At 50.3% G+C, this 25,716-nt stretch carries 25 protein-coding genes; 20 read left to right on the top strand and 5 right to left on the bottom strand.

The annotated features are described in order from the left end of the window. Window positions 1-175 precede the first annotated feature (175 nt). Window positions 176-1,462, bottom strand: a complete 1,287-nt coding sequence (locus E2980_RS22305; RefSeq protein WP_135154438.1) for an ammonium transporter — start codon at window positions 1,460-1,462, stop codon at window positions 176-178. A 244-nt stretch (window positions 1,463-1,706) separates the two neighbouring features. Here E2980_RS22305 and E2980_RS22300 point away from each other — a divergent pair, with 244 nt between their 5' ends. From E2980_RS22300 to glnA, 12 genes are all read left to right on the top strand, one after another. Further along, complete coding sequence (locus E2980_RS22300; protein ID WP_338080746.1) at window positions 1,707-2,717, top strand: iron-hydroxamate ABC transporter substrate-binding protein; 1,011 nt, start codon at window positions 1,707-1,709, stop codon at window positions 2,715-2,717. A 187-nt stretch (window positions 2,718-2,904) separates the two neighbouring features. Then, on the top strand, window positions 2,905-3,870 hold the full coding sequence (gene liaF / locus E2980_RS22295; protein WP_135154437.1) for a cell wall-active antibiotics response protein LiaF: 966 nt from the start codon (window positions 2,905-2,907) through the stop codon (window positions 3,868-3,870). 3 nt (window positions 3,871-3,873) lie between these two features. Then, window positions 3,874-4,887: a sensor histidine kinase gene (locus tag E2980_RS22290; protein WP_135154436.1), complete on the top strand. Its 1,014-nt coding sequence runs from the start codon at window positions 3,874-3,876 to the stop codon at window positions 4,885-4,887. Window positions 4,888-4,919: 32 nt separating this feature from the next. Further along, window positions 4,920-5,594, top strand: coding sequence for a response regulator (locus E2980_RS22285; RefSeq protein ID WP_135154435.1), 675 nt, complete (start codon window positions 4,920-4,922; stop codon window positions 5,592-5,594). A 50-nt stretch (window positions 5,595-5,644) separates the two neighbouring features. After that, window positions 5,645-6,058 (top strand): YugN family protein, encoded by a 414-nt coding sequence (locus E2980_RS22280; protein ID WP_135154434.1) that lies wholly within the window; start codon window positions 5,645-5,647, stop codon window positions 6,056-6,058. Between the two features lie 172 nt (window positions 6,059-6,230). Then, entirely contained in the window at window positions 6,231-7,724 is a 1,494-nt protein-coding gene (locus E2980_RS22275) for a S1C family serine protease (RefSeq protein ID WP_135154433.1), read from the top strand. Between the two features lie 71 nt (window positions 7,725-7,795). After that, window positions 7,796-8,482, top strand: a complete 687-nt coding sequence (locus tag E2980_RS22270) for a response regulator transcription factor (protein ID WP_135154432.1) — start codon at window positions 7,796-7,798, stop codon at window positions 8,480-8,482. Window positions 8,483-8,484: 2 nt separating this feature from the next. After that, window positions 8,485-9,993, top strand: coding sequence for a sensor histidine kinase (locus tag E2980_RS22265; protein ID WP_135154431.1), 1,509 nt, complete (start codon window positions 8,485-8,487; stop codon window positions 9,991-9,993). A gap of 140 nt (window positions 9,994-10,133) precedes the next feature. Then, window positions 10,134-11,084, top strand: coding sequence for a 4-hydroxy-3-methylbut-2-enyl diphosphate reductase (locus E2980_RS22260; RefSeq protein WP_135154430.1), 951 nt, complete (start codon window positions 10,134-10,136; stop codon window positions 11,082-11,084). A 45-nt stretch (window positions 11,085-11,129) separates the two neighbouring features. Beyond that, window positions 11,130-11,624 (top strand): DUF2062 domain-containing protein, encoded by a 495-nt coding sequence (locus E2980_RS22255; RefSeq protein ID WP_135154429.1) that lies wholly within the window; start codon window positions 11,130-11,132, stop codon window positions 11,622-11,624. 125 nt (window positions 11,625-11,749) lie between these two features. Then, window positions 11,750-12,811 (top strand): 3-deoxy-7-phosphoheptulonate synthase, encoded by a 1,062-nt coding sequence (gene aroF / locus E2980_RS22250; protein WP_135154428.1) that lies wholly within the window; start codon window positions 11,750-11,752, stop codon window positions 12,809-12,811. A 366-nt stretch (window positions 12,812-13,177) separates the two neighbouring features. Further along, on the top strand, window positions 13,178-14,602 hold the full coding sequence (gene glnA, locus E2980_RS22245; protein WP_135154427.1) for a type I glutamate--ammonia ligase: 1,425 nt from the start codon (window positions 13,178-13,180) through the stop codon (window positions 14,600-14,602). Window positions 14,603-14,665: 63 nt separating this feature from the next. Here the strand turns inward: glnA and thpR are convergent, their stop codons facing one another. Beyond that, window positions 14,666-15,289 carry an RNA 2',3'-cyclic phosphodiesterase gene (gene thpR, locus E2980_RS22240; RefSeq protein WP_135154426.1) on the bottom strand — a complete coding sequence of 208 codons (624 nt, stop codon included), beginning with the start codon at window positions 15,287-15,289 and terminating at the stop codon, window positions 14,666-14,668. Window positions 15,290-15,414: 125 nt separating this feature from the next. On the opposite strand from thpR, the gene serC reads away from it, so the two are divergent. The 3 genes from serC to E2980_RS22225 all read left to right on the top strand — a co-directional run bounded on the left by serC (window position 15,415) and on the right by E2980_RS22225 (window position 17,474). Further along, complete coding sequence (gene serC / locus E2980_RS22235) at window positions 15,415-16,503, top strand: 3-phosphoserine/phosphohydroxythreonine transaminase (protein WP_135154425.1); 1,089 nt, start codon at window positions 15,415-15,417, stop codon at window positions 16,501-16,503. 95 nt (window positions 16,504-16,598) lie between these two features. Then, entirely contained in the window at window positions 16,599-17,060 is a 462-nt protein-coding gene (gene trmL, locus E2980_RS22230) for a tRNA (uridine(34)/cytosine(34)/5-carboxymethylaminomethyluridine(34)-2'-O)-methyltransferase TrmL (RefSeq protein ID WP_135154424.1), read from the top strand. Between the two features lie 171 nt (window positions 17,061-17,231). Further along, window positions 17,232-17,474 (top strand): AbrB/MazE/SpoVT family DNA-binding domain-containing protein, encoded by a 243-nt coding sequence (locus E2980_RS22225; RefSeq protein ID WP_135154423.1) that lies wholly within the window; start codon window positions 17,232-17,234, stop codon window positions 17,472-17,474. Window positions 17,475-17,598: 124 nt separating this feature from the next. On the opposite strand, the gene E2980_RS24395 is transcribed toward E2980_RS22225, so the two are convergent. After that, window positions 17,599-17,751 (bottom strand): hypothetical protein, encoded by a 153-nt coding sequence (locus E2980_RS24395; RefSeq protein ID WP_167747225.1) that lies wholly within the window; start codon window positions 17,749-17,751, stop codon window positions 17,599-17,601. 286 nt (window positions 17,752-18,037) lie between these two features. Here E2980_RS24395 and E2980_RS22220 point away from each other — a divergent pair, with 286 nt between their 5' ends. From E2980_RS22220 to E2980_RS22205, 4 genes are all read left to right on the top strand, one after another. Further along, entirely contained in the window at window positions 18,038-18,919 is an 882-nt protein-coding gene (locus E2980_RS22220; RefSeq protein ID WP_135154422.1) for a carbohydrate ABC transporter permease, read from the top strand. Further along, on the top strand, window positions 18,919-19,752 hold the full coding sequence (locus tag E2980_RS22215) for a carbohydrate ABC transporter permease (RefSeq protein ID WP_135154421.1): 834 nt from the start codon (window positions 18,919-18,921) through the stop codon (window positions 19,750-19,752). The genes E2980_RS22220 and E2980_RS22215 overlap by 1 nt, the downstream gene beginning before the upstream one ends. Before the next feature lie 31 nt (window positions 19,753-19,783). Then, window positions 19,784-21,085, top strand: coding sequence for an ABC transporter substrate-binding protein (locus tag E2980_RS22210; protein ID WP_420808668.1), 1,302 nt, complete (start codon window positions 19,784-19,786; stop codon window positions 21,083-21,085). Between the two features lie 103 nt (window positions 21,086-21,188). Next, complete coding sequence (locus E2980_RS22205; RefSeq protein WP_167747226.1) at window positions 21,189-22,328, top strand: aminotransferase class I/II-fold pyridoxal phosphate-dependent enzyme; 1,140 nt, start codon at window positions 21,189-21,191, stop codon at window positions 22,326-22,328. Here the strand turns inward: E2980_RS22205 and E2980_RS22200 are convergent. Next, entirely contained in the window at window positions 22,325-22,633 is a 309-nt protein-coding gene (locus E2980_RS22200) for a Rieske (2Fe-2S) protein (protein ID WP_135154419.1), read from the bottom strand. The two genes, E2980_RS22205 and E2980_RS22200, sit on opposite strands and share 4 nt — an antisense overlap. After that, the gene (locus E2980_RS22195) at window positions 22,630-23,478 is read right to left on the bottom strand and encodes a DUF2161 domain-containing phosphodiesterase (protein WP_135154418.1); all 849 of its coding nucleotides are present in this window, start codon (window positions 23,476-23,478) and stop codon (window positions 22,630-22,632) included. The genes E2980_RS22200 and E2980_RS22195 overlap by 4 nt, the downstream gene beginning before the upstream one ends. A 188-nt stretch (window positions 23,479-23,666) precedes the next feature. On the opposite strand from E2980_RS22195, the gene E2980_RS22190 reads away from it, so the two are divergent. Next, a complete protein-coding gene (locus tag E2980_RS22190) occupies window positions 23,667-25,562 on the top strand; it encodes a PrkA family serine protein kinase (protein ID WP_135154417.1) in 1,896 nt (631 codons plus the stop codon). The last annotated feature ends 154 nt before the right edge of the window (window positions 25,563-25,716 follow it).

Here is a 25,716-nt window from a genome sequence, read left to right as displayed (position 1 = left end):
CTTTGTTTGCTGTACGCTTATTCCTTGCTTGGACCAAAAAAACAAACGACACAGGGCTTTTCCCCATGCCGTTTCGGATTTCATTTTAATTCCAGGTCTTGTCTTTGAGCTTAACTTAATGACATTGGGCTGCTGCCCAACCTTTTTTTTGCCGTGATTTTCTTAAAGATTGCTGCTATTCGGTTGGATTTCGTCTCAGTTGATCAATATCGAGGAAATCATGGTCTTGGCTATAGGCAGGAACGCCATGGATTCCGATATCCAATCCGATCAATTCCTCGTCACGGGATACGCGTACCGGCTTGAATAGCGAAATGAGCTTAAGCACGAGCCAGGTTAGGGCGAAGCCCCAGACGGCAACGACAAGAAGACCGAGCGCTTGAACGCCAAGCAAGTACCATCCTCCGCCATAGAAGAGACCCGTATGCGCGGCCGTGCCCGGCATCGCGAACAGCCCGACGGCAAGGGTGCCGATGCTTCCGCTGATGCCATGAACCGCGAAGGCGCCCACAGGATCATCGACTTTGCGCTTCTCGAGCCATTCGCTCGCCAGCACCATGACGATACCGGATACGGCGCCGATGAGAATGGCAGCCGCATTGGAGACGAAGGCGCAACCTGCCGTGATGCCGACTAGACCGGCTAGCGCGCCGTTGATAACCATCGGAGGATCGGCTTTCCGATAGCGAAGCATCGTGAACAGGATACAAGCGGCGCAGCCTGCGGCAGAGGCAAGCATTGTCGTGACCGCGATATGTCCGATGCTTTCGTTAGTAGCGCTTAGCGTACTGCCTGAATTGAAGCCGAACCATCCGAACCAGAGGATGAAAGCCCCGACGGATGCCAAAGGCAGATTCGAAGGAGGAACGATATTGATCTTGCCGTCCGAACCGAATCTTCCGATCCTAGGTCCAAGGAATATAGCGGCTGCCAGCGCGGCAAAACCGCCCAAAGCATGGATAGCCGCGGAACCGGCGAAGTCAATCATTCCAAGCTTGGCCAACCAGCCATTAGAGGACCATATCCAGTGACCGGATATCGGATAGATGAGTCCTGTCATGAAGATCGTATAGATAATATAAGCTCTGAAATGAATTCTTTCAGCCACCGCTCCGGATACAATGGAAATAACGGCGATGACGAACGCACATTGGAACAACCAATAAGTATCGTTAGAAATATTCAAGACGAGGTGTGTCAGGTCGCCTTCCATGAAAAATCCGGAAAGTCCGATCCATCCCCCGGCATCCTTGCCATACATGAAGGCGAAACCAATTGCGAAAAAGACGAGCGCACCGAACGCAATATCCACGAATACTTTCATGATGATGCTAACCGCATTTTTCTGTCGTACGAATCCGGCTTCTAATAGAGCGAATCCGCCCTCCATCAATAGGATCATCGCCGCCGTCAAGACAACCCAGACCGTGTCTAGGCCTCGCGATAATTGTTCGATCTCCATTCCTTCAACTCCTAATTCCGTTGTGAATACCTAACATATAACATTGAAATCCGACCTCATTATATAGTGGAGAGTTACCTAAGTCAACGAATAATGTGATGATAGATAACACATGTAAGGTATTGAATCTCGTATTTTCTCATTGACAGTGAGAATGATAATTGTTATCATTCATAACGTTGGTAGGAAATGAACAAGCATTTGCTATTCATCGAATTCATAAAGAAATTTAGGGGGAACCAATGTGTTAGTAAGAAAGAAAAATAAATCCATCATTCTAATGGTTAACGTAATCGTATTGACCATGCTTCTGGCGGCTTGCGGAAACAACAAAGCCAGCGAAAGCTCTCCCGCAGCATCATCCGCGACGGCATCTGCCGAAACTTCTGCAAGCCCGTCCGCGTCCGCGGAAGCCGCCGTAGAGAAAACGATGACCGATGCACTTGGGCATGAAGTGAAGATACCGGCGAATCCACAGCGAATTATCGCTTCTTACTTAGAAGATCATTTGGTTGCTCTTGGCGTTAAACCGGTAGCGCAATGGTCCGTACCTAACGGAATTCAATACTACCTGCAGACGGATCTCGAAGGTATCCCGACGCTTGCTTGGGATATGCCTTTCGAAGCTGTAACGAGCTTCGAGCCCGATTTGATCATCATGGGTTCCGCATCCTCGGTGGAAGGAGATAAATACACGCAATACTCGCAGATTGCCCCTACTTACACGATCGGCGATAAATTGAACGGCGACTGGCGTCAATCGCTTCTGAAAATCGGCGAAATCCTGAATAAGAGCGATCTTGCAGAAAAAGTATTGGCGGATTACGAAGCAAAAGCGAACGAAGCCAAAAATAAGCTGCAACAAGTCGCTCCGGATCAATCCGTAGCTGCTATCTGGCTCGTGCAGAAGCAATTCTTCGTCGTGAGCGAGAACCTTTCCAGCGGTTCCGTATTGTATAAGGACCTGGGATTGAAGGTACCGAGCGTCGTAACCGAACTTTCCAAAACTTCCGAAAGCAATTGGTTACCCATATCCCTCGAGCAATTGGCACAACTCGATGCCGATCAACTATTCTTGATTAACAGCGATGCGGCAACGGGATCGGAAACGCTGAAAGATCCGGTATGGCAAGGTATTCCTGCCGTTAAGAACGGCCGCATATATGAATATCCGAATACGAGCAGTTGGTTATATACGGGGTCGATCGCGAATGCGCAGATTATCGACGACGTGCTTGAAAGCCTAGTTAAATAATAGGAAGTTCTTGATTGCCGCGCTTATCGACGAAAGTCGTAGGCGCGGTTTTTGCTTTGAACAATCGATCTCCGCCTCGGTCTGCAGACCGAGAGAAACTTACAACTCGCGCCGCTGTCGATCTCGAGGAACGTTCGTTATACTGAGATTACATTATTGAATAATGCATCAAATGGAGGATAGGCCTATGCAATCAATCGTACACCGATTGTTTTGGGGAATCGTTGTCGTGACTATCGGAGTCGTTTTCTTGTTAAATCAAATAGGGGTCATTTCGATGGACATCGGCGATTTATTTTCGACTTATTGGCCGGTATTCATCATCCTGTTCGGTTTGCAGGGATTACTGCTGCAGCATTCCGGAGGATTCTGGTGGAACTCGATAACCATATTGATCGGATGCTACTTTCTCGGTCGGAATTTGGACTGGTTAGAGTGGGAGCTCTCTGATGTCATACGCATTATAGGGCCGATTGCGATTATTTTATTCGGGCTAAGCCTGATCTTTCGGGGCAATCGTCCGTATAAGTCCAATCACAAGGAAAAGGCGGAACAATGGAACCCGATTAACCCTCCAATGCCGCCGATGCCTCCCGGTCCGCCGCCGGCTCCGCAGATGGATGAGTTCGAGCCGCACAATCCGCCTAACCCGGCAAACAAAGCAAACCCGACTATCGACACCGAACCGGCCCGTACGGAAGGCTGGAAGCAAAAGCATAAGTATAAGCATGATCACAGTGACTGGTGGAAGTCGCACGACTGGCACAATACTGGCAGGGACAATCATAGCCGTTTCATCGGGGATGTCCATCTCGGCAACGATTACTGGGAGCTTCGTCCGATGAGCATCTCCCATTTTATCGGGGATACGACATTGGATCTGACCAAAGCGCAAATTCCGATCGGCGAAACGCGAATATACGTATCCTCCTTTATCGGAGACGTCAAAGTGTTCGCGCCTAACGATCTTGGAGTCGGTCTTCAGGTGGTATCCAGCTGTTTGATTGGGGATGTCAAAGTATTGGATCAGAAGAGGGGCGGCATGTTCAACCAAATGTCCGTGGAAACTCCGAACTATGTCGATTCCGATAAACGCGTCGTTCTAGTCGTCAGCAGCTTCATCGGCGATGTCCGCGTAACGAAGGTAGGCTAAGACATGGTGAGACGGGTACGCACTAGTAAATGGGCTTCTTCGATATATTCCGGCCTTACGACGATCATACTGATGACCTTGTTATATTACGGAATCGTCATCTATTCCGATCACGTACCCAACTTGGAGGATTGGATTACATGGATGGGCATGCTTGCCCTTATCCAGATGGTGGTTACCTATCGGAACGGTCAGAAGACGCAACGCAAGATCGATCAAATGCAGCTTGTGATGAAGCAAGCTTCCGCTGGAAACTGGGATTCCCGGTTACCGGTGATTGAGGGTGACGCTTTCTCGGGAGTGTATCGCGAATTCAATCAGCTGCTGAATCAAATAGAAGAAAGGCTTAAGCTGCTCCAACGACTCGGGGAAAGAGAAGTCCTGGAGGAAGTATCATCGCAAGAAGCGGCCGTATTGGAAGAGAGGAAACGTCTGGCCCGAGACCTCCATGATACGGTTAGCCAGCAATTGTTCGCTTTGCATATGTCGGCATCCTCCTTGCCCAAGCTGCTCGAGCGCGATAGGGATCATGCTCAGAAGGTGATGGAACAGCTTATCGACATGTCTTCGTCGGCTCAACGTCAGATGCGCGGGCTAATCGCGCAGCTAAGGCCGATGGAGCTTCAAGGAAGGACTTTAGAGGAAGCGGTAGGGCGTTGGTTTCCGGATTATTGCAGACAGAATGGCTTGCAAGGGACATTGGAAATTCAGATTCAAGGCCGAATATCGGATGCCAAGGAGCATCAGCTGTTCCTTATCATCCAAGAGGCTATGGCGAACGTCGTAAAACATGCCGAAGCCCAAAGCGTTCGTCTTTACTTAGGAGAAACGGATAAGCAAATTTCTTTATCTATAGAAGACAATGGTTCGGGCTTTAGAGGAGAGCAGGTGAGAGCAGGCGCATATGGCCTATCCACGATGCGCGAACGTGCCCATAAGCTGGGCGGAGAAGCCGAAATCATTACTAAACCAGGATCGGGCACGCGTGTGAAGGTATGGTTCCCGAAATTCGGATAGCGTAGATACTATGAGCGTTTAGGAGGATGAGTATGACGGAGCAAGCTGGTTCCCCCTGGAAAGTATTGATTGTCGATGATCACGAGATGGTACGGATGGGATTACGCACTTATTTAATGCTGGATTCAAGGTTTGAGGTGATAGGCGAAGCTAGCGGAGGCAAGGATGCTATCGATACGCTAGGACGAGGAGGATATCAAGGGAAGGTTCCTCAACTCGTCTTGATGGACTTGATAATGCCGGATATGAACGGAGTAGAGACGACGCGAGCGCTGCTTAGTCAATATCCGGAGCTTAGGATCATTATCTTGACGAGCTTTCTGGAAGACGAGAAAGTCGTTGAGGCCATTGAAGCGGGAGCCGTAAGCTATGTTCTGAAGACTGTTTCGGCGGACGAACTGATCTACGCGATGCAAGGCGCAATTAAGAATATGCCGGTGATGAGCAGCGATGTTTCCCAAGCGCTGACTAGAGGGCTTCGCAAAAGGTCCATAAGCCATGAGGTCGAAGGTTTAACAGAGCGAGAGCGTGAGGTGCTTCTTCTTATCGCGGAAGGAAGAAATAACAAAGACATTAGCGAAGAGCTGCATATCAGCATTAAAACGGTCAAAACCCATGTCAGCAATCTTCTAATGAAGTGCGATCTGGAAGACCGAACGCAGCTTGCCATTTATGCCCACCGAAAAGGATGGGTCAAAGAAGGATAAATTGTTTCCCAAGGGATACGCTAGTAAGAAAAGAAGGGGGTATCCCCAGGGTGCACGTACTTCCATCTTCATTAACTTCGCAAGTACATGGCTATATGAATGCAAGAGAAACGTTATTGGATGAGGGGTTTGCGCTGGGCGGTAATTGGGAATACGATCACGGTTCCTTCGACTGTTCATTGGACGAAGCGAATAAAGTCTGGTTGAGATTGCCGTTCGATGTGACGATCGGCAATTTGGATAGCGAGACGACGGATAGCCATACGCAAATCCAGTTCGGCCAACCCTATGTATTGAAACACGTTTATAATGAAGGTTCGGATAAGGAAGCTCAGCCTCGGGCGCTTGGGGCGATGTTGGACCAGTTCTCCGACCCGGTCGATCCCGACGATGAAATAGAAGGTCATTGGATCGACCAGGCGAGACAGAAGCTAAAGAGCGTGGAAGCGATATATCGAGGTTAAAATGGGCGGCACGCAAGTGCCGTTCTTTCTTTCGTTAGGAGAGACGGTATTTTTCTTTGGCTTTTACTTCATATTCATTTCCGTTTAAGATAGTTTTAAGGAAACTCGTTTAATATACAATTAAGAAGTTCAGAACGGCGCAAGCGAAACGCTGCGCGAGGAGGCAGACGAAATGGAAGATCAGAACAAAAAACCGGAAGAAACGCAGGGTTACGGGTATGATCAGGAGAAAAGGGACGATCCCTACGCTGATGTTCGCCGGGAATCCGAGCCTTATACATTCGGTCCTTTCGGACCCGGCACTAACTATGGCGCTAACGAGCAGCCTCGTAATGAACAATCAAGAACCACGCTAGACGTAACTCCTACCTCATCGAAGGAGTATCGACCCTTCACCGTCTCCGGTGGACCTGCACGCCATGATTGGGGAGGTAAGCCTCCGCGCCGGACATCTTTCCGCTCGGTGTTCGCGGCATTCCTGGTCGGGGTTGTCGCGGTTGGCGGATTAATGTTCGCTGCCGATCGGCAGAATTGGTTCTCTTCGGAATTGCTGGGGGGCTCCGGACAGGTTCAAGATGCTTCGGTGAAACCCGTAAGCAACTCCGTTAGCAATACCGGCGACGTCGTGAGACCGAACAATATCGCTAAAATATTCGAGCAATCATCTCCTGCGGTCGTTAAGATCGAAACTTACGCTGCCGCTCAACAAAATAACGGAGGCCAGTTCGAAGACGATTTCTTTCGCCAATTTTTCGGAGAAGATTTCGGCGGGAGCGGCGATACCGGCGGGGCTCAAGGTGAATTGCAGCCAAGCGGATTGGGATCCGGATTTATTTTCGACTCGACGGGATACATTCTCACCAACCAACACGTCGTTGGCGGCGCAAATGAAATTAAAGTAACCATAGAAGGCCATGAAAAGCCTTATACCGCGAAATTGCTCGGCTCGAGCTATGAGCTCGATCTGGCAGTACTGAAAATCGAAGGCAGCGATTTCCCGACGTTAAAGCTTGGCGATTCGAGCAACTTGAACATGGGAGATTGGGTGGTTGCCATCGGAAATCCTTACGGATTCGAACACACGGTTACCGTGGGAGTTCTCAGCTCCAACGAGCGTAAGATCAGCATTCCGGATACGAAAGGAACTCGGAACTACGAGCACCTGTTGCAAACGGACGCTTCCATTAATCCCGGCAACTCCGGCGGACCGTTGCTGAACCTGCAAGGCGAGGTTATCGGAATTAACACGGCGGTAAGCTCCGAGGCTCAAGGCATCGGGTTCGCGATTCCGACAAGCACGATCACGGAAGTTCTCGAGAATCTGAAGAGCAACACCAAAATTCCGCAGAAGCCGGTTCCGTTCATCGGGGCGACTCTCATGGATGTAACGGAAGACATTGCGCAACAGCTCGGTATCGACAAGAGCGTGAAAGGCTCCTTCGTCAGAGAGATCCTCTTTAATACCCCTGCTTACAAAGCGGATTTGCGTCAATACGACGTTATTACCGGCATGGATGGCAACGCGTATAAGACGAAAGAAGAACTGATCGCGGCGATCCAGAAGAAAGCTGTCGGCGATAAAGTGAAACTCGACGTTCTCCGCGGAGATAAGAAGCTTGAGCTCACGGTAGAAATCGGAGACAAAAACGAGTTCAACGCTCAATAATAAAGACAAAAAGGAGCGGGAAGCCCGAAGCGTGGTTTTCCCGCTCTTCGTCGTTGGAGGAGACGTGCACTTTGAGACCCCATATCGCGGTTATCGATGATGATGAGAAAATTACGGCTTTGCTAAGGCGAAGCTTAGCCTTCGAAGGATACGAGATTACGACGGCTCCGGACGGTGCGGAAGGATTGAAATTGCTTAGCCAACGGCAGGTTGATTTGGTCATATTGGACGTCATGATGCCGAAGATGGATGGCTGGGAAGTATGCAGGAGAATGCGCGAAGCGGGAATATCTTCGCCAATCCTCCTGCTTACGGCTAAGGATGAAGTGACGGACCGGGTCAAAGGATTAGACTTGGGCGCAGACGATTATTTGGTCAAACCTTTCGCGCTAGAGGAATTAATGGCTCGCGTTCGCGCGCTTCTTCGCAGGCGTCCCGATAAGACGGATGAAACGGGACATTTCCGTTATGAGGATCTATTGCTGGATGTTGATGGCCGGGAAACCCTAAGGGGAGATCGTCGCATTGAGTTGACGGCTAAGGAATTCGATCTGTTGCATCTGTTCATGCAGAACCCTAAGAGGGTACTGTCTCGAGACCTCATCATGGAGCGGATATGGGGTTACGATTATAGCGGGGAATCTAACGTGCTCGAGGTGTATGTCGCCATGCTCAGGCAGAAGCTGGAGGAGAACGGGGAAAGACGCCTAATCCAGACCGTGAGAGGCGCCGGGTACGTTCTGAAGGGAGAAAGCTGAGCATGTCCATCCGGCTACGATTGACCTTGTGGTACTCGGGGCTGTTCGCGGTAGCCTTCGTGGTTTTCGGCCTTATCGTCTATAACGTGGTCTATCACAACACGATGTCGGAGCTGCGGGACAGATTGATACAGGTGGCTACTAAGGCAGAAGCGTTCGATTCAAGATTTCCTAACGAATATAATCTTAATATTAATTCCTCTGCTCCCGGTTTTGACTCGACGATCATAGGGATGCAATTGATCGATTATTCCAGTCAACGGAGCGGGATCGTCGCCGGAAAATCGAACAATATGGTTCGTTGGACGATTACTTTTCCGAATCCGGATCAAGAAAACGCCCGAAAAAGATTCGTTACGAAGCAAATAGGCGATCTTCCGTTTTACATTTACGAACATCCGCTAGTTATAAAAGGAACGAATACCGTCATTGGATTGCTTCAGGTGGGTGTTTTCGCGCGAGGCGAATTTGCTTTATTTTCTAAATTAAAGACGATATTGTGGATTTCAGGAGCTATTGGTTTGTTAGCAGCATTTTTACTTGGCATGTTCCTCTCTCGTAAAGCCTTAATGCCGATCAACCGGGTGACCGAAGCGGCAGAACGGATAAGGAGCGGATCCGGGTTAGGCCTGCGGATTCCCCGCGAGAAGCCGAACGACGAAATCGGGCGATTAACGGATACCCTTAACGGCATGCTCTCCGGGTTGGAGGGGGCATACAAGACTCTGGAGGATTCCAATATCGCGCAAAGGCGGTTCGTGTCCGATGCTTCCCACGAGCTGCGAACGCCGTTGACGACGATTCGAGGGAATGTGGATCTGCTGGAGAAAATATGGCTTAGCGAGAAGCAGACGACTCCCGAGGTGACGGAAGAGGGGCTAGAACAGTCTATGTTGTCTGAAGAGGATATGAAGCAATTCTCTTTGGAATCGATACGCGATATTGCCGACGAGGCTCGCCGAATGAGCAGCTTGGTCAATGATTTGCTCTCCTTGGCTAGAGCCGATGCGGGATACTCCATCGAGATGGAAAACGTGCCGCTGCGGCCGTTGACGGAAGAAGCATCGCGCCGGGCAGCGTTCCTTCCGCGGAAAGCGGAGTGGGCAGTCGGTCCTTTAGAGGCGTTGGATGGGATCGAAGTAAGGGGCAATCGCGATTATTTGCTTCAATTATTGTTCATCCTCATCGAGAACGGGTTTAAGTACACGCCTTCCGGCGTCGTCCGCCTGTATGCCGTCCGGTCCGAGGAGTACGTCGGATTGTCGGTGGCCGATACCGGGATCGGCATCAGAGCGGAAGAGGTTCCTCATATCTTCGAACGGTTCTACCGCGTGGACGTGTCCCGCGGCGAAACTTCGGGAACGGGTCTTGGGTTATCCATCGCCAAGTGGATCGCGGACATGCATCAGGCCAAAATCGAGGTGAGAACGCAGCTGGGCGAAGGAACGGTGTTTACGTTGTGGCTGCCAATCTTGACAAATATGCCACATGTTCAGGAAATCGATTCATAAATAGGGACAAGGACATCCTTCTCCCTATCCATGTCTCCTTTTCCCGATACCTGTAATAAGTTATAATAGGAAGAGAGTCGGTACGCCCATCGTACTCCGAGGTCATTCATCGAAACGAGGGCGAGAAAGCAGGCGTTGGCATGGAAGTCGTGAAAATTTCCCCGAGAGGCTATTGCTATGGCGTAGTGGATGCGATGGTTTTGGCGTTGCAAACGGCGCGTAACCTCGAACTCCCCCGGCCGATCTATATACTGGGTATGATCGTTCATAATAGTCATGTTACGGAAGCCTTCAAAGACGAAGGAATTATTACTTTAGACGGTAATGACCGTCTAGAGATATTGGAGCAAATCGAGAAAGGTACCGTTATCTTCACCGCGCACGGAGTGTCGCCCGAAGTTCGCAGAAGAGCGAAGGAAAAAGGCTTGACGCTCGTGGACGCGACTTGCCCGGACGTGACCAAGACCCATGATCTCATTCGGGAGAAGGTCGAAGATGGTTATGAGGTCATCTATATCGGGAAGAAGAATCACCCCGAACCGGAAGGGGCAATCGGTATCGCTCCGGGACATGTCCATCTGATCGAACGGGAAGAAGACATTACGAAACTTAAGCTTACGACCGAACGCATTATTATTACGAATCAGACAACCATGTCGCAATGGGACATTAAGCATCTTATGGCATTGCTGTTAGCGGCTTTCCCGACCGCTGAAATTCACAATGAAATCTGTCTGGCTACCCAAGTACGTCAAGAAGCAGTCGCGGATCAAGCGGGAGAAGCGCAGCTGTGCATCGTCGTAGGGGATCCCCGGAGCAACAATTCCAACCGTCTAGCCCAAGTATCCCAAGAAATCGCGGGCGTTCCGGCATACCGCGTAGCGGATGTGTCGGAGATCAAGCAAGAATGGTTGCAAGGCCTTCAGAGGGTAGCCGTTACGTCAGGCGCATCAACACCTACTGCCCTGACGAAGGAAGTTATCGCATACTTGGAGCAATTCGAGTCGGATAACCCTATCACTTGGCCGATCACGAGAACGGTTAACCCTAATAAACTGTTGCCTAACGTCAAAGTAAAGGCGGGAAGCTAGAGCTTAAGCTGCGGTTTATGCGTCATCCAGTGGAAGGAGCTTCTCATGCATCGACTTCAATTGTTACGCCGTTGGCTGAAATATAAGTATATGATGCTGCATAGGGCTGAAGGGGGCGCTTCCATCGTAGCGATGGGATTTGCCATCGGAATAGCCATCGAGATGTTTACGCTTCCGACTTTAGGGTTCGCCTTTATCTTGATTTTCCCGTTGTGCTACTTGCTCAGAGGAAATCTGCCTGCCGCGCTCATCGGTTTCGTTATTGGCAAGATTATCTACATCCCGATGATGTATCCCAATTCTAAGGTCGGCGGTTGGATACTTCCGAAGCATCTGAGCTTTCAAATCTCGTTCCTCTCCGAGAAAATAAACCATTTATTGCTTATGAATTTGAAGCTGATCGTGGGTGGCATAGTCGATGGAGCCATCCTTGGCTTACTTCTCTATTTTCCGATAAAATATAGCATCAATGCTTATAAGGCTAAACGGACGGAAAAACGGAAGATGAGCCGCGCGCGCGTGGAAGCACAGTTGGACTGAAAGCTGGAGTCGTCTTGTTAACTCTGTTGACAAAGACGACTTTTTCGTCTATATTTACTTTAGTGCTTAAAAGCGTATAAGCGTTGAAGCGTATACGCGCTAAAACAATCAGGAGCGTGAACGACATGATCGTCATAACTTCCCCTCATATCGCAGAAGAGCGCATAACGGAGATCGTCCGTCATATTGAACAATCAGGCGTGCAAGCGCACGTATCGCGCGGTACGGATCGTACCGTCATTGGAATTATCGGCAAAGCGGAGCCTACTCTAGCTGAACATATTCGTTCCATGAAAGGAGTAGAGAACGTAATTAAGATTTCCAAATCTTATAAGCTGGCCAGCCGCGACTTCCATCCGGACGATACGATTATCGAAGTGAAGGGCGTTAAGATCGGCGGAGATAATCTGGTGGTGATGGGCGGCCCTTGCGCGGTCGAGACGCCGGAACAGATCGACGAGATCGCTCGTCTCGTAAAGGCTGCCGGCGGTCAGGTTCTGCGCGGCGGAGCGTTTAAGCCGCGAACCGGTCCGTACAGCTTCCAAGGAATAGGGGTAGAAGGACTGAAATGGATGAAGGACGCAGGGGAGAAATACGGCCTGCTGACGATCACCGAGGTAATGGCTCCGGAGTTCGTCGACGTATGCGCGGAATATGCCGACATCATGCAGGTCGGAACGCGGAACATGCAGAACTTCGATCTTCTTCGCAAGCTGGGAACGATCAAGAATCCGGTATTGCTCAAGCGTGGTTTTAGCTCGACTTATGACGAGTGGTTAAACGCAGCGGAATATATTCTGGCTGGCGGCAATCCTAACGTCATGCTGTGCGAGCGCGGTATCCGTACATTCGAGACTTATACGCGCAACACGTTCGACTTAGCCGCCATTCCCGTCATTCAACAATTATCGCATCTTCCTGTCATAGCGGATCCAAGCCATGCGACGGGACGCCGCGAGTTGGTCGAGACGATGACGAAAGCTTCTTTGGCTGCGGGAGCTAACGGATTGATTATCGAGATGCATACGGACCCGGATAACTCGGCTACGGGCGACGGTGTTCAATCGCTGTTCCCGGATCAGTTCGCGAAATTGCTTAAGGAGTTGGAGCAGTTGGCTCCGCTATTGGGCAGAAGGTTCGATACGGAGAAGGCGTCGGCAGAAGCCTTCGCGACCTGGGTGAAATAGAAGGGTTGAAGAGTGCGGCCATCCCAACGAGGGATGGCTTTTGTTCGGATCTGGGCAAAGGCTTTAGCGGAAGTGTTCATGTGAGGTATTTAGGACTGTAGCGTAAGCGCTATCATAAATGAGTTTAAAAAATATTGAAAAGCTAGCAATCTGAATGGCTATGATAGATATGCAGGGGGATGAAAAAATAGAATTATGAATTTTTGATGAAGTTGTGAGCAATGCTTACACCCGCTCAAAAAATACCTTACATAAGTATTGACGCTCTAATAGAGGAGTTTTATAATAATTTCATAAGTTCGGTGAAAACTTGAACAATAGATCGGTTTCACACACTTAATGTTCGGAAATGGGGAGGAAATTCAAATGTCAGCACAGCAAGTTTTGGATTTGATCAAGGAAAAAAGCATCGAGTTCGTAGATTTCCGTTTTATCGACCTTGCAGGTCGCGCTCATCACATTACTTTACCAGCTACCGAAGTTGATGCGGAAACTTTCGTAAACGGGGTAGCATTCGACGGTTCCTCCATCCACGGTTTCCGTGGAATCGAAGAATCCGATATGGTTATGATGCCGGATACGAACTCCGTATATGTTGATCCTTTCACTGCTCACTCGACATTAATCGTCATTTGTAACATTCATACGCCGGACGGCGAGCGTTATGAGCGCGACCCACGCTCCATCGCGCATAAAGCGGAAGAATTCCTTCAAAAATCCGGCGTTGGTACGACGGCTTACTTCGCACCGGAATCCGAATTTTTCATTTTCGACGACGTTCGTTACGAATCCACAATGAACTCCTCTTCTTTCTTCGTTGATTCCGAAGAAGCGGCTTGGAACACGAACCGCAAGGAAGAAGGCGGCAACCTTGGCTTCAAAGTCGGCGTTAAAGGCGGATATGTACCGGTTGCTCCTGTAGATTCCCAACAAGACATCCGCAGCGAAATGGTTCGCCTGATGCAAGAAGCCGGCCTTCGCATCGAGCGTCATCACCATGAAGTGGCAACGGCTGGACAAGCGGAAATCAACTTCCGTTTCGACACGCTTACGACTACTGCCGACAACCTCATGAAATATAAATATATCGTTCACAACGTAGCTCGCCAATATGGCAAAGTAGCAACGTTCATGCCTAAGCCGCTCTTCGGAGATAACGGCAGCGGAATGCACGTTCACCAATCGATCTTTAACGAAGGCAATCCTTTGTTCTACGAAAAAGGCGCATACGCTAACCTTAGCGAAATGGCGTTGCATTACATCGGCGGTATTCTGCACCATGCACCGGCTCTTATCGCTCTTACTAACCCATCTACAAACTCTTTCAAACGTCTGGTTCCAGGTTACGAAGCTCCGGTTAACTTGGTTTACTCCAAAGGTAACCGTTCCGCGGCAGTTCGTATCCCGGTTGCAGCGGTTACGCCTAAAGGCTGCCGCATCGAGTTCCGTACGCCGGATTCCACGGCTAACCCTTACCTTGCTTTCGCAGCGATGCTGATGGCGGGTCTTGACGGAATCAAACGCAAAATCGATCCATCCGCACTTGGTTATGGACCTTTCGACACGAACATCTACGAGCTTTCCGACGAGCAGAAGAAAGAAATCCGCAGCGTACCAGGTACACTGGACGAAGCGCTTGACGCTCTGGAAGCAGATAACGAGTTCTTGACTGAAGGCGGCGTGTTCACGAAGGAATTCATCGAGAACTACGTTAGCGTGAAACGCGGCGAAGCGAAAGCTGTTGCGATCCGCATCCATCCTTACGAGTACGGCCTCTACTTCGATTGCTAATCGGAATTCATACTAAGCGAAGCTCCCCTTGTGGGAGCTTTTTTAAGTGTTGAGGAGTGTATTCTAGCTTTTAAAGGGATAGCAGCCTATCGCCTCATAGCTGGGCTTACGGCCCAGATGAGTGCGGAACAGCGTGCAGCCGTCGGCCGTCCACGCTGGCTTCTCTTGCGCTCGCGGAGCCGATTCCGGCTGTGGAGCGACGAACGGCGCGGCGCTATCGCCATGCCACGCCGCAACCAACGCCGCCGGGCTGCACCCGGCGGCGCCGCCGCGCGCGAGCGTCACGTGCGCGCGGAAGGGCCTCGCCTCCGCGGCGAAGCCGGAGGCGGCAAGGCGCGCGCCCAGCGCCGCGTGCAGCGCGGCAAGCGCGCCCTTGCGTGCGGCAGGCTCCGCCAGGCCGCACCATAACACGCGCGGCGCTGACGGCGGGCCGAAAGTGCCCGCCTCCGTCAGCGCGAGCGCGAATGGCGCCGTAGCGGCCGCGGCTTCCGCCGCCAAGGCGCCGATGTCCGGCACCCGCGATGCGGGGGTGTCGCCCAGAAAATGAAGCGTAACGTGCAGGTCGGCAGGGTGCGTCCAGCTCCGGAACGTCAAACCCTGCTCCACCAAGCTAGTCATCTTGCTGCTTAAAAATTCCGCAGCTGCTTCAGATAACCGTAAGCCTAGAAAAAGACGAAAATTATTCATGAATGGCACCGCTTTCGTTCGGAAATAGCTGATTTTTAGCCTGATTTAAGTACTTAATGGTTGCTCTGATGCGCAAAGCTTTGATATGATAAGCCTATTATGAATTTAGATAAGGTGGGGACAAGATGGCTAACCGCGCTTATAATTTCAATGCGGGACCGGCGGCATTGCCGTTAGAGGTACTGCAGAAAGCCCAACAGCAATTTGTAGAATTCGAGAATAGCGGCATGTCCTTGATGGAGATGTCCCATCGAGGTGCTATTTACGAGAAGGTCCATTTCGAAGCGGAAGCGCTTCTAAGGGAATTGCTCGGAATTCCGGACGGCTACAAAGTATTATTCATCCAAGGCGGCGCAAGCACGCAATTCGCTATGATCCCTATGAACTTGCTTCCTCCAGGCACGACGGCTTCATACGTCGCAACCGGCAGTTGGGCAACGAAGGCTATCCAAGAAGCGAAGATGTTCGGAGAGACTTCCATCGCGGCCTCTTCGGAATCGGACGCCTATAAGCGTATCCCTTCCTTAAGCGAATTAAAATATTCTTCCGACGCGGCTTACCTTCATTTAACGTCTAACGAAACGATTGAAGGTACGCAGTGGGCCGAATTTCCCGACACGGGCAGCGTTACGTTAATCGGCGACATGTCGAGCGACATTCTGTGCCGTCCGATCGACGTTTCCAAGTTCGGCGTCATCTACGCAGGCGCTCAAAAAAACCTGGGACCATCCGGAGTTACGATTGTCGTTATCCGCGAGGAACTGATCGCCAAACCTGCTAATACTGTGCCAACAATGCTCCGCTATGATACGCATGCCAAGGCGGATTCGCTCTACAACACACCGCCTACGTTCGCGATCTACATGATGAACGAAGTGCTGAAATGGATCAAAGCTAACGGCGGTGCCGCCGGAATGGAAACCCGTAATCGCGAGAAAGCTAAAATGCTGTATGATGCAATAGATGGAAGCAACGGATTTTACCGCGGCTTCGCGGAAGCGGGTAGCCGTTCGTTAATGAACGTAACGTTCACTATGGCCAGTGAAGAGGCGGAGAAGCAATTTATTAAAGAATCGGAAGCAAGCGGCTTCGTCGGATTGAAGGGTCATCGCAGCGTTGGAGGACTAAGGGCATCGATCTATAATGCCGTACCTGCTGAAAGCGTTCGAGCGTTGGCGGATTTCATGCGCGACTTCCAAAGCCGCAACGGCTAAACGATTCCCATTCGAATAGAACGGATCGACGAATAAAGCGGTGTTCTGCCGCTATTCGTCATTTTGCCGATCGTAAGATACGGAGGGAAGGTTAAATGTCGTTTCATATCGTGCTCGTCAATCCGGAAATTCCGGCGAATACGGGCAATATTGCAAGAACGTGCGCTGCAACGGGTACCCATCTTCATCTTGTACGTCCGCTTGGCTTCTCGACCGATGACCGGATTCTGAAGAGAGCCGGTCTGGACTATTGGCATTCCGTTCACATTACGTATTACGATTCATTCGATGAAGTGAAGGAAGCGAATCCAGGGGCGAGGTTTTTCTTCGCCAGCACCCGGGTAACAAAGAGGTATACGGATTTTGAATTCCGCGATGGCGATTTCTTCGTCTTCGGCAAAGAAACGGCGGGTTTGCCTCAAGAGCTGCTCGATGCCCATGCGGACACTTGCATGCGGGTTCCGATGACGGACAAAGTCCGTTCCTTGAACTTGGCCAACACGGCGGCGATCCTCGTGTATGAGGCGCTAAGGCAAAATGATTTTCCACTTCATTAACAACATAATTCGACATCATTCCTTTTTTTACGAGTTTTGATGTCGAAAATTGCATTATTTTAAGCAAATTTAATAGGAAGAAGGTTATCTCGATTCTATATAGAACGGTATAGAGTGGCTAAAAGGTTTCGAGATAACTAGCTAGAATAGCGTATGAATGGAGGTACTGCATTGAAACCTGCAGGCGTAGTTCGTAAAGTGGACCAATTGGGACGAATTGTTTTACCGAAATCGTTGCGTAAGAGATATCTAATGAATGAAGGGGACCCTGTTGAGATTCTGGTCCAAGGCGATCATATTATTCTGGAACGTTATCGGCCCCGCTGCGTGTTTTGCTCTTCGATGGAAGGCGTCGGAGAATTCAAGGAGCGCTATGTATGCGCAACTTGCATAAAAGATATGCACGGTCTGTAAACATAACCGGCACGAAGAAACCGCCCTCCAGGGGGCGGTTTCTTTTGCGATAATAAATAAGAGAAGGCAGGATCCCTCTTCCCCGTAACGGAAAAGAAGGCGCCGGCCTTCTTCGCGACTGTTATTACAGCCCTTTGGTTTTGTCTTCGTTATAAGAAGATGTCAGGATGGAAGCGATGAACAGGACCAGGACAAGAATAACGATCCAGAACTTGTTCGACATTCCGAATAACTCGAATTGCTCTGCCGCATGTGCAGCCGTTTCCGCAAGAAACATATTCCACACCTCCACTTAACTACCCTTTATTATAACCAACCCCTGTCGAAAAGAAAACGCAAAATGTTGTGAACAATTGCACGACCGATTTAGTCGCGTCTTACGCGACGTTCGGTCGTGAACAATCGCGAATCCGTTAAAGCAGCGCAATGCGCTGCTTTCGGTTTGCGGAGCACGACCGATGTAGTCGCGTTCGACGCGCGGGATCCGACGAATATCTGCTGCTACAATCTGGACAACCTACGTATTGAACCCTTAGTCAAAAGTAGTCAAAGGAGACGAAGCTATGAAATCCCATTCCTCCTCCCGCGAATGGCTGTTACAGGCATTGTTCGTCGGTCCTGCGCTTCTCGTGTTTACGATCATTGTCGCGCTTCCTTTCGCATTGGGCTTGTACTATTCCCTTACGGATTGGAATGGGGTATCCGAGAAGGTGCAATGGATCGGCCTAGGCAACTTCCGTACGTTGGCAAGCGACGAGGGTTTCTGGGATTCATTCGGATTTACGGCTAGGTTTACCCTCGTCGCCGTCGTTCTCACGAATGCGGTAGGATTTGCGCTTGCGCTTATCCTGACCCGGTACTTGAAGCTTAGAAACGTACTTAGAACGATATTTTTCTTGCCTAACGTCATCGGCGGGTTGCTGCTAGGCTTTATCTGGCAGTTCATATTCGTCAAAGGATTTGCCGCGATGGGAAATTGGACGGGACTGTCGTTCTTTGAACTGCCGTGGCTTGGAGACGCGACCACGGCGTTCTGGGCGGTTGTTATTGTCAGCGTATGGACGGGAGCGGGCTATTTGATGGTTATTTATATCGCCTCCCTCACGAATGTACCAGCTGACCTGTATGAAGCAGCATCCATAGACGGTGCAAGCAGTCTGCAAAGGCTGTTCAAGATTACGATTCCGATGATCATGCCGGCGATAACGATTGGTTTGTTCTTGGCGTTATCCTGGTCCTTCAAGACGTTCGATGTCATCTTGTCCTTAACGAGAGGCGGACCCTATAATTCCACGCAGTCCGTTGCGCTCAATATTTATACGGAGGCTTTTCAGAACAACCAATTGGGACTCGGAACAGCCAAGGCTATCGTGTTCTTCCTTGTGGTCGCGCTGATTACGATGGTACAAGTGTGGTTTACTAAGCGGCAGGAGGTAGAGGCTTAATGACAAGCCGGCGTTATTCGGCGGGGATGCTGATTTTAGAAGTGTGCGCAGTCATCCTTGCTTTGATATTTCTTGTGCCTTTTTACTTCTTGCTAGTCAATTCCGTTAAATCCTTCGCGGAAATTTTGTTGGATTCGGCTGCACTGCCAACTAAGCTAGTGTGGGAGAATTACTCGAGGGCTTGGGAAATAATGAATTTTCCCAGGGCGTTCGGAAATTCCATCTTCATTACGGTCATCAGCAACATAGGATTGACGGTAATTAGCTCGATGTGCGCCTATCGGTTCGTAAGGCATCCATCTAGACTGAACAACTTATTATTTACTTTGTTCGTGGCCGCGATGGTCATTCCTTTTCAATCGATCATGATCCCGCTCATGAGGGTCGGAAGCTGGTTTAACCTGCTCGACAGCAGACTAGGCTTATTCGTCTGTTATCTGGGATTCGGCGTACCGATATCCATATTTCTCTTTCACGGGTTCGTTAAGTCCATACCCGTCGAAATCGAGGAAAGCGCGGTCGTAGACGGATGCAGCCCGCTCGGCGTATTCACGAGGATCGTGTTTCCGCTGCTTAAGCCGATGACGGTGACGATCGTGATCCTCAACAGCCTATGGATTTGGAATGATTTTCTCCTGCCGTCGCTGCTATTGGGAAGAATCGAATTAAGAACGATTCCGTTGTCGACTTTTTCGTTTTTTGGGCAATATACGAAGCAATGGGATCTTGCTTTGGCCGCGCTTGTCATGGGGATTACCCCTATCGTCATATTTTTCCTATCGCTGCAGCGGCATATTATCGAAGGCATTACAGCAGGTTCAGTTAAAGGTTGAAAATTTGTTGAAAATTCAAGGAGGTATTCACGTGAGAAAAGCGATTGCCGTATTCCTGACGATGATGTTGCTGGGCGCCATGCTTGCGGCCTGCGGCGCTGCCAACAACGAGAATGCTGCGCCCGGTGCCACCGGGACGGCGACTCAAGCTCCCGTAAAGAACGCGACGATCAAGATTTTCCAGTTCAAGGTTGAGATCGCCGAAGCGCTGGATAAACTGAAAGAAGCGTACGAAAGCGAGCATCCCGGCATTAAGCTAAATATTGAAACGGTCGGGGGAGGCAGCGATTATGGCGCGGCGTTAAAGGCGAAATTTACCTCGGGCGATGAGCCGGACATTTTCAACAACGGCGGTTTCAATGAATTGAATACCTGGCAAGACAGGATAGAGGATGTGTCCGATCAGCCTTGGGTAGCCGATACGTTAGATGTGGCTAAGGAACCGATGAGCAAAGACGGGAAGTTGTTCGGTATGCCGATGAACCTGGAAGGATACGGGTTCATCTATAACAAGGACATGTTTCAGAAAGCGGGAATTACGAATACTCCCAAGACGCTCACAGAGCTCAAGGATGCATGCGCTAAGCTGAAAGCCGCGGGCATGACGCCTTTCGCGAACGGATACGGGGAATGGTGGATCCTTGGGATTCATAATTTCAACGTCGCAGTCGCGCAACATGACAACCCTATGCAATGGGTAGCCGACAGGAACGCGGGCAAGGTGAAAATCGCAGGCGACAAAATATTCGAGGACTGGGCTAATATGCTCGATCTGACGCTAGAGAATGGCAATAAGAATCCGCTGACTACGGATTATAATACTCAAGTTACGCTTTTCGCCAGCGGCGAGACGGCGATGATGCAGCAAGGCAACTGGACCCAGGTACAAATCGACAAGATTACTCCGAATATGAATTTGGGCGTGCTGCCAATGCCGATCAACGATGATGCGGAGAAGAACGACAAACTGTTCGCGGGAGTTCCGAGCAACTGGGTCGTGAACAAAAACTCCAAAGTTAAAGAAGAGGCAAAAGAATTCCTTAACTGGCTCGTGACGTCGGAAGTGGGTAAAGATTATATCGTAAATCAATTTAAGTTCATCCCCGCATTCAAGTCGATTGAAGTGAAGGATGAGAAGACGCTCGGGCCGATCGCGGGAGATGTCATGGCCTACAGCACAGCAGGGAAGACGTTATCCTGGAATTGGTTTAACTATCCTGACGGAATGACGAACGAATTGGGTGCGGCGATACAATCGTATGTGAAGAAGCGCGATCGCGCCAGCATGTTCAAAGAGATGGACAAGCAATGGGATAGATTAGCCAAAAAGTGAAGAAACAGAATTCGCTTAACGACTCTGCCGACGCAGGGTCGTTTTTTTGCGTTGCGCGCATATGAATGAACCAAGGCAAAGATCGTCGGGGGAGGTGATCGCCTTGAGTTCGATCATTAATTGGATGGGCGGATGGCCGAAAGAAGCGTTGGTTTCCGCGGCGGACTGGGAGGAGCGAGTAGAAGCGGCGGCTAGCTCCGAAATGGGAAAACTCGGCGCCATCGAAAGGAAACCGGAGCCTTACGGGGAAGAGAAGCTTCGGACTCAACTGTCAAAAGGAGTGTTGAGGGGGAAAACGGGAGGAAATAGCAATGCCATCAGATTGACTCCCGGAGCGGATGGGGCTTTGGCTTGGATTCTGGATCATTTACTTGTGCACGGAGATACGATATTGACCGAGCGGCTAACTTCGAGGTCGGCTCTTCAGGCTTTTCGTAAAGCGGGAATGAAGGTAGAGGCGGTCGACGGAGATCGGAGGGGAATGGACCCGGAAGCGTTAACGACGGCTTTGTATCGTTATCGTCCGAGAATGGTGTATATATCCCCGTCATGCACGGATCCCGAAGGCGTCTGTTGGAGTCCGGAAAATAGGGCGGCCGTGTTGCATAGGTGCAAGGAAGCAGGCGTCCTGCTCCTTACGGACGATCGGCAGGAGATGCTGCTCTATGACTCCGATGAACATCACTCGCAGAAGAAAGCGGAGCCGGGGGTCCTCTCCATCGGACAGCTTCCTCCCGGCTTAATATCGGGGGCTCGCATCGGTTGGATTGCCGGAATCAGCAATGGCGATTGGTTGAATGCAAATAAGAATAGGAGTACGATAGGCGCTCGAAAAGACGGCGTGTTGGATCCGCTAGAGCAAATAGCGTTATCTCTTCTGATAGAGGAACAGCCATTGGAACCTTTAATCGAGATGCTGCGAGTGCAATGCGGAGAGCGAATGAGAAGGATGACGGAGCAACTGAGAAGTTTTGGGCTCCCTGATCTAACTTGGATCGAGCCGAGAGGAGGACTTCATCTGTGGGTTATTCTTCCAACGGGGCTCGACGGAGAAGCCTTGCTGCGCGGAGCCTGGTTGAAAGGGCTTATTTTCCAACCGGGGGCTCCTTATTACGCGAAGGATCCCCGAGTGAATACGCTAAGAATTACTCATGCTTTCGCGGATGAACGCCAAATAAAGCAAGGGTTAGGAAGGCTTGTGGAGAGCATGGAGGAATTCACGGGACGATGGTCGAGAAGCTAATAATTGTCTCCGACCGCGTATAGGCGATTTTCCTTCAAGATCACTCTACGTTGCATAAGGCGTTCATCGGGATCGTTCATGCATATCCCTTTGTCGGCGCTGAACGTCCAGAAATGCAGGGGGCAGAAAAGAACGTCGTTCATAGGACGAATTTCGCCCCCGGCATGGGGACATATCGCCAGAAGCAAGCGATATTCACCTTCGGGTATACGGGTAAGCCAATAGGGTTCTCCATCCAATGAAATTTCCGCCGGGAATTCGCCGAAGGATTCCAAGGCTCCTATATCCCTCTCTGACTCACTCATCCTTTAATCGCTCCTTCTTCAGCCGAATCGGCTACGGCATACTCAAGGGAAGTTGCCCATGGGAATTGATTGGTCCATACCCGCGTGACTTCGGCGTATTGCATTAAAGCGGCCTTGCCGCTAGGCGTCAGCTCGTATACGCCTTTCCTGACACGTTTGAACCAGCCATAGTAATTGTCTCGCAACAGGGAACCCGCAGTTGGGCAATGGGTCCAATCCCTCACTTGCCGTGGAGCGGAGGGTCCGTGTACGTCTAGGGCTAGAGCGCATTGAATGGACTTCTCCCGATACGCGGTCATAAGTTTTCGTTTGGTGCTCCCGCCAATGTTATAATCGCCGCTCCGGGCGGAGAATTCTTTTAACAGCTTCGCTGCCTTCGCTTTCCGGCGGCCACCGCTTGCCGTCTCATAGGAAACGGCGGATTCGGCGGCGATAGCGAGTTTCCCGTCTACGGGAGTCGCGATGACCGGCTTAATGTCGGAAGGTTCGCACCATACGTCGATAACCGGCGATTTGGTCCGGTAGAAGGTTACGGTAAGAAACCCTAGATTCAATCGGCGGCATAGGGCGGTTATTTCCGTGAATCTCTGATTGTGGGCACCCTTCTTCGTGCGATTGCGCTCAACGGCTAACCATACTGCAGCCCCTGTTTTCTGCCGGTCGATTCCTTGAAGAAGCAAGGGGAGGGTAAATGTTTTTTTCATTTCCACGATGAGGGGATCCGCCATATTGGCTCGAAAGGCGACCAGGTCGCATCCTCGTATTTCCGCTTTGACGTCATAACCTCTTTCGGTGAAGAAGCCCTTGACCGGCGGGTATAATTCGGTTTCTAATTTGACGGCCACAGCATTGTCTTCCTCCAATCTTCCGAACGAATATCAGGTAGATTATCGCCATTATAGCACATCGTTCCAGGTGATGAATTTATGTAAAAACAATGTAAAACCAATGTCAGGTCAAATTCGTCCGTTCCCCCGCATAAGTATGTATTACGTCAGGTCAAGAGTGAAGAAAGTTGCGAGGAGGAAGCGGCATGGACATCTTCAGTCGGATCTCAGAGTATCGGGCCGAGAGTGAGAAGCTAAGCTGGTCAGGCACTTTTCGGGATTACATCGATCTACTTCGCCGCGATAATACTCCGGCGATGACCGCTCATGCCCGGGTTTACGATATGATCGTTTCCCATGGGGTAGAAGAGCGGGGAGGTAGTAAAAAATATAAGTTTTTCAATTCGGAGATTTTTGGCTTGGACCAGACGATGGAAAAGCTTGTGGAGGAATATTTCCATTCCGCCGCAAGACGGCTTGACGTGCGCAAAAGGATCTTGTTGTTAATGGGGCCTGTCAGCGGTGGGAAGTCCACCATAGTCACTCTGTTGAAGAAGGGTCTGGAACAATACTCCCGTACGCAACGCGGAGCCGTTTATGCCATTAAAGGCTGCCCTATGCAGGAGGATCCGCTTCATCTCATTCCGCAAGAGCTTCGTCCGGAGGTGGAGAAGGAATTGGGCGTACGCATCGAGGGCGACCTATGTCCTTCCTGCCAAATGCGCTTACGCACGGAGTTCGATGGCGATATCGAAAGGGTGCCGATTGAACGAGTGCTGATCTCCGAGAAGAACAGGGTCGGAATCGGTACGTTCAGTCCGTCGGACCCCAAGTCGCAAGATATCGCGGATTTGACGGGGAGCATCGATTTCTCGACGATTACGGAATACGGTTCGGAATCGGACCCCCGGGCCTACCGGTTCGACGGAGAGTTGAATAAGGCCAACCGAGGGTTAATGGAATTCCAGGAGATGCTCAAGTGCGACGAGAAGTTTCTATGGAACCTCCTTTCGCTAACGCAGGAGGGGAATTTCAAGGCTGGCCGCTTTGCCCTGATCAGTGCGGATGAACTCATCGTGGCGCATACGAACGAATCGGAGTACAAAGCGTTTATCTCCAATAAGAAAAACGAGGCGCTTCAGTCGCGGATGATCGTCATGCCGGTTCCCTATAACCTGAGGGTATCGGAGGAAGAGAAAATTTATACGAAGCTAATCGGCCAATCCGATATGAATCATGTGCACATTGCGCCTCACGCCTTGCGCGCCGCCGCTATTTTCTCGATCCTGACAAGGTTGAAGGAATCCAAGAAACAAGGCATGGATTTGGTAAAAAAAATGCGGATGTACGACGGTGAAGAGGTCGAAGGGTATAAGGAAGCGGATTTGAAGGAAATGCAAAATGAATTCGCCGAGGAAGGGATGTCCGGCATTGATCCGCGATATGTCATCAATCGGATATCCAGCGCCTTGATCAAGCATAATTTGCCGTGCATTAACGCTTTGGACGTATTGCGCGCCTTGAAAGACGGGCTCGATCAGCATCCTTCCATCACGCGGGAGGAGCGGGAGAAGTACTTGAATTTCATCTCCGTAGCCCGAAAGGAATATGACAACTTAGCGAAGAAGGAGATTCAGAAGGCTTTCGTCTATTCCTTCGAAGAGTCTGCGCGTACCTTATTCGAAAACTACTTGGACAACATTGAATCTTACTGTAACTGGTCGAAGATCAAAGATCCGCTTACGGGCGAGGAGATGGATCCTGACGAACGGCTCATGCGTTCGATCGAGGAGCAGATCGGCGTCTCCGAAAATGCGAAGAAAGCGTTCCGCGAGGAAATTCTGATCCGGATTTCGGCCTATTCCCGGAAGGGCAAGAAATTCGACTACAGCATGCATGACCGGCTGCGGGAAGCGATCGAGAAGAAGCTGTTCACGGATCTGAAGGATATCGTGAAGATCACGACCTCGACGAAGACGCCGGACGAGAGCCAACTGAAGCGCATTAACGAGGTAACGAAACGGCTTATTGACGAGCACGGTTATTGCTCGGCTTGCTCGAATGAGTTGCTAAGGTACGTGGGGAGTTTGTTGAATAGGTAAAACGGAACTAAAAAGGCGGCCCAATTAGGGCAATGTCATTAAGTTAAGCTCAAAGACAAGACCTGGAATTAAAATGAAATCCGAAACGGCATGGGGAAAAGCCCTGTGTCGTTTGTTTTTTTGGTCCAAGCAAGGAATAAGCGTACAGCAAACA

Origin of the sequence: Cohnella luojiensis, from assembly GCF_004564235.1 — a bacterium.
Classification (GTDB): Bacteria; Bacillota; Bacilli; order Paenibacillales; family Paenibacillaceae; genus Cohnella; species Cohnella luojiensis.
This window is presented reverse-complemented; position numbering and strand designations above follow the sequence as displayed.

What these genes read in the sequence shown, in the direction of transcription:
- E2980_RS22255 (WP_135154429.1), top strand. Translation starts at nt 11,130, where the DNA reads ATGCATCGACTTCAATTGTTACGCCGTTGGCTGAAATATAAGTATATG.
- E2980_RS22290 (WP_135154436.1), top strand. Translation starts at nt 3,874, where the DNA reads ATGGTGAGACGGGTACGCACTAGTAAATGGGCTTCTTCGATATATTCC.
- E2980_RS22260 (WP_135154430.1), top strand. Translation starts at nt 10,134, where the DNA reads ATGGAAGTCGTGAAAATTTCCCCGAGAGGCTATTGCTATGGCGTAGTG.
- E2980_RS24395 (WP_167747225.1), bottom strand. Translation starts at nt 17,751, where the DNA reads ATGTTTCTTGCGGAAACGGCTGCACATGCGGCAGAGCAATTCGAGTTA.
- E2980_RS22265 (WP_135154431.1), top strand. Translation starts at nt 8,485, where the DNA reads ATGTCCATCCGGCTACGATTGACCTTGTGGTACTCGGGGCTGTTCGCG.
- thpR (WP_135154426.1), bottom strand. Translation starts at nt 15,289, where the DNA reads ATGAATAATTTTCGTCTTTTTCTAGGCTTACGGTTATCTGAAGCAGCT.
- E2980_RS22285 (WP_135154435.1), top strand. Translation starts at nt 4,920, where the DNA reads ATGACGGAGCAAGCTGGTTCCCCCTGGAAAGTATTGATTGTCGATGAT.
- E2980_RS22220 (WP_135154422.1), top strand. Translation starts at nt 18,038, where the DNA reads ATGAAATCCCATTCCTCCTCCCGCGAATGGCTGTTACAGGCATTGTTC.
- E2980_RS22275 (WP_135154433.1), top strand. Translation starts at nt 6,231, where the DNA reads ATGGAAGATCAGAACAAAAAACCGGAAGAAACGCAGGGTTACGGGTAT.
- liaF (WP_135154437.1), top strand. Translation starts at nt 2,905, where the DNA reads ATGCAATCAATCGTACACCGATTGTTTTGGGGAATCGTTGTCGTGACT.
- aroF (WP_135154428.1), top strand. Translation starts at nt 11,750, where the DNA reads ATGATCGTCATAACTTCCCCTCATATCGCAGAAGAGCGCATAACGGAG.
- E2980_RS22190 (WP_135154417.1), top strand. Translation starts at nt 23,667, where the DNA reads ATGGACATCTTCAGTCGGATCTCAGAGTATCGGGCCGAGAGTGAGAAG.
- E2980_RS22305 (WP_135154438.1), bottom strand. Translation starts at nt 1,462, where the DNA reads ATGGAGATCGAACAATTATCGCGAGGCCTAGACACGGTCTGGGTTGTC.
- trmL (WP_135154424.1), top strand. Translation starts at nt 16,599, where the DNA reads ATGTCGTTTCATATCGTGCTCGTCAATCCGGAAATTCCGGCGAATACG.
- E2980_RS22215 (WP_135154421.1), top strand. Translation starts at nt 18,919, where the DNA reads ATGACAAGCCGGCGTTATTCGGCGGGGATGCTGATTTTAGAAGTGTGC.
- E2980_RS22200 (WP_135154419.1), bottom strand. Translation starts at nt 22,633, where the DNA reads ATGAGTGAGTCAGAGAGGGATATAGGAGCCTTGGAATCCTTCGGCGAA.
- serC (WP_135154425.1), top strand. Translation starts at nt 15,415, where the DNA reads ATGGCTAACCGCGCTTATAATTTCAATGCGGGACCGGCGGCATTGCCG.
- glnA (WP_135154427.1), top strand. Translation starts at nt 13,178, where the DNA reads ATGTCAGCACAGCAAGTTTTGGATTTGATCAAGGAAAAAAGCATCGAG.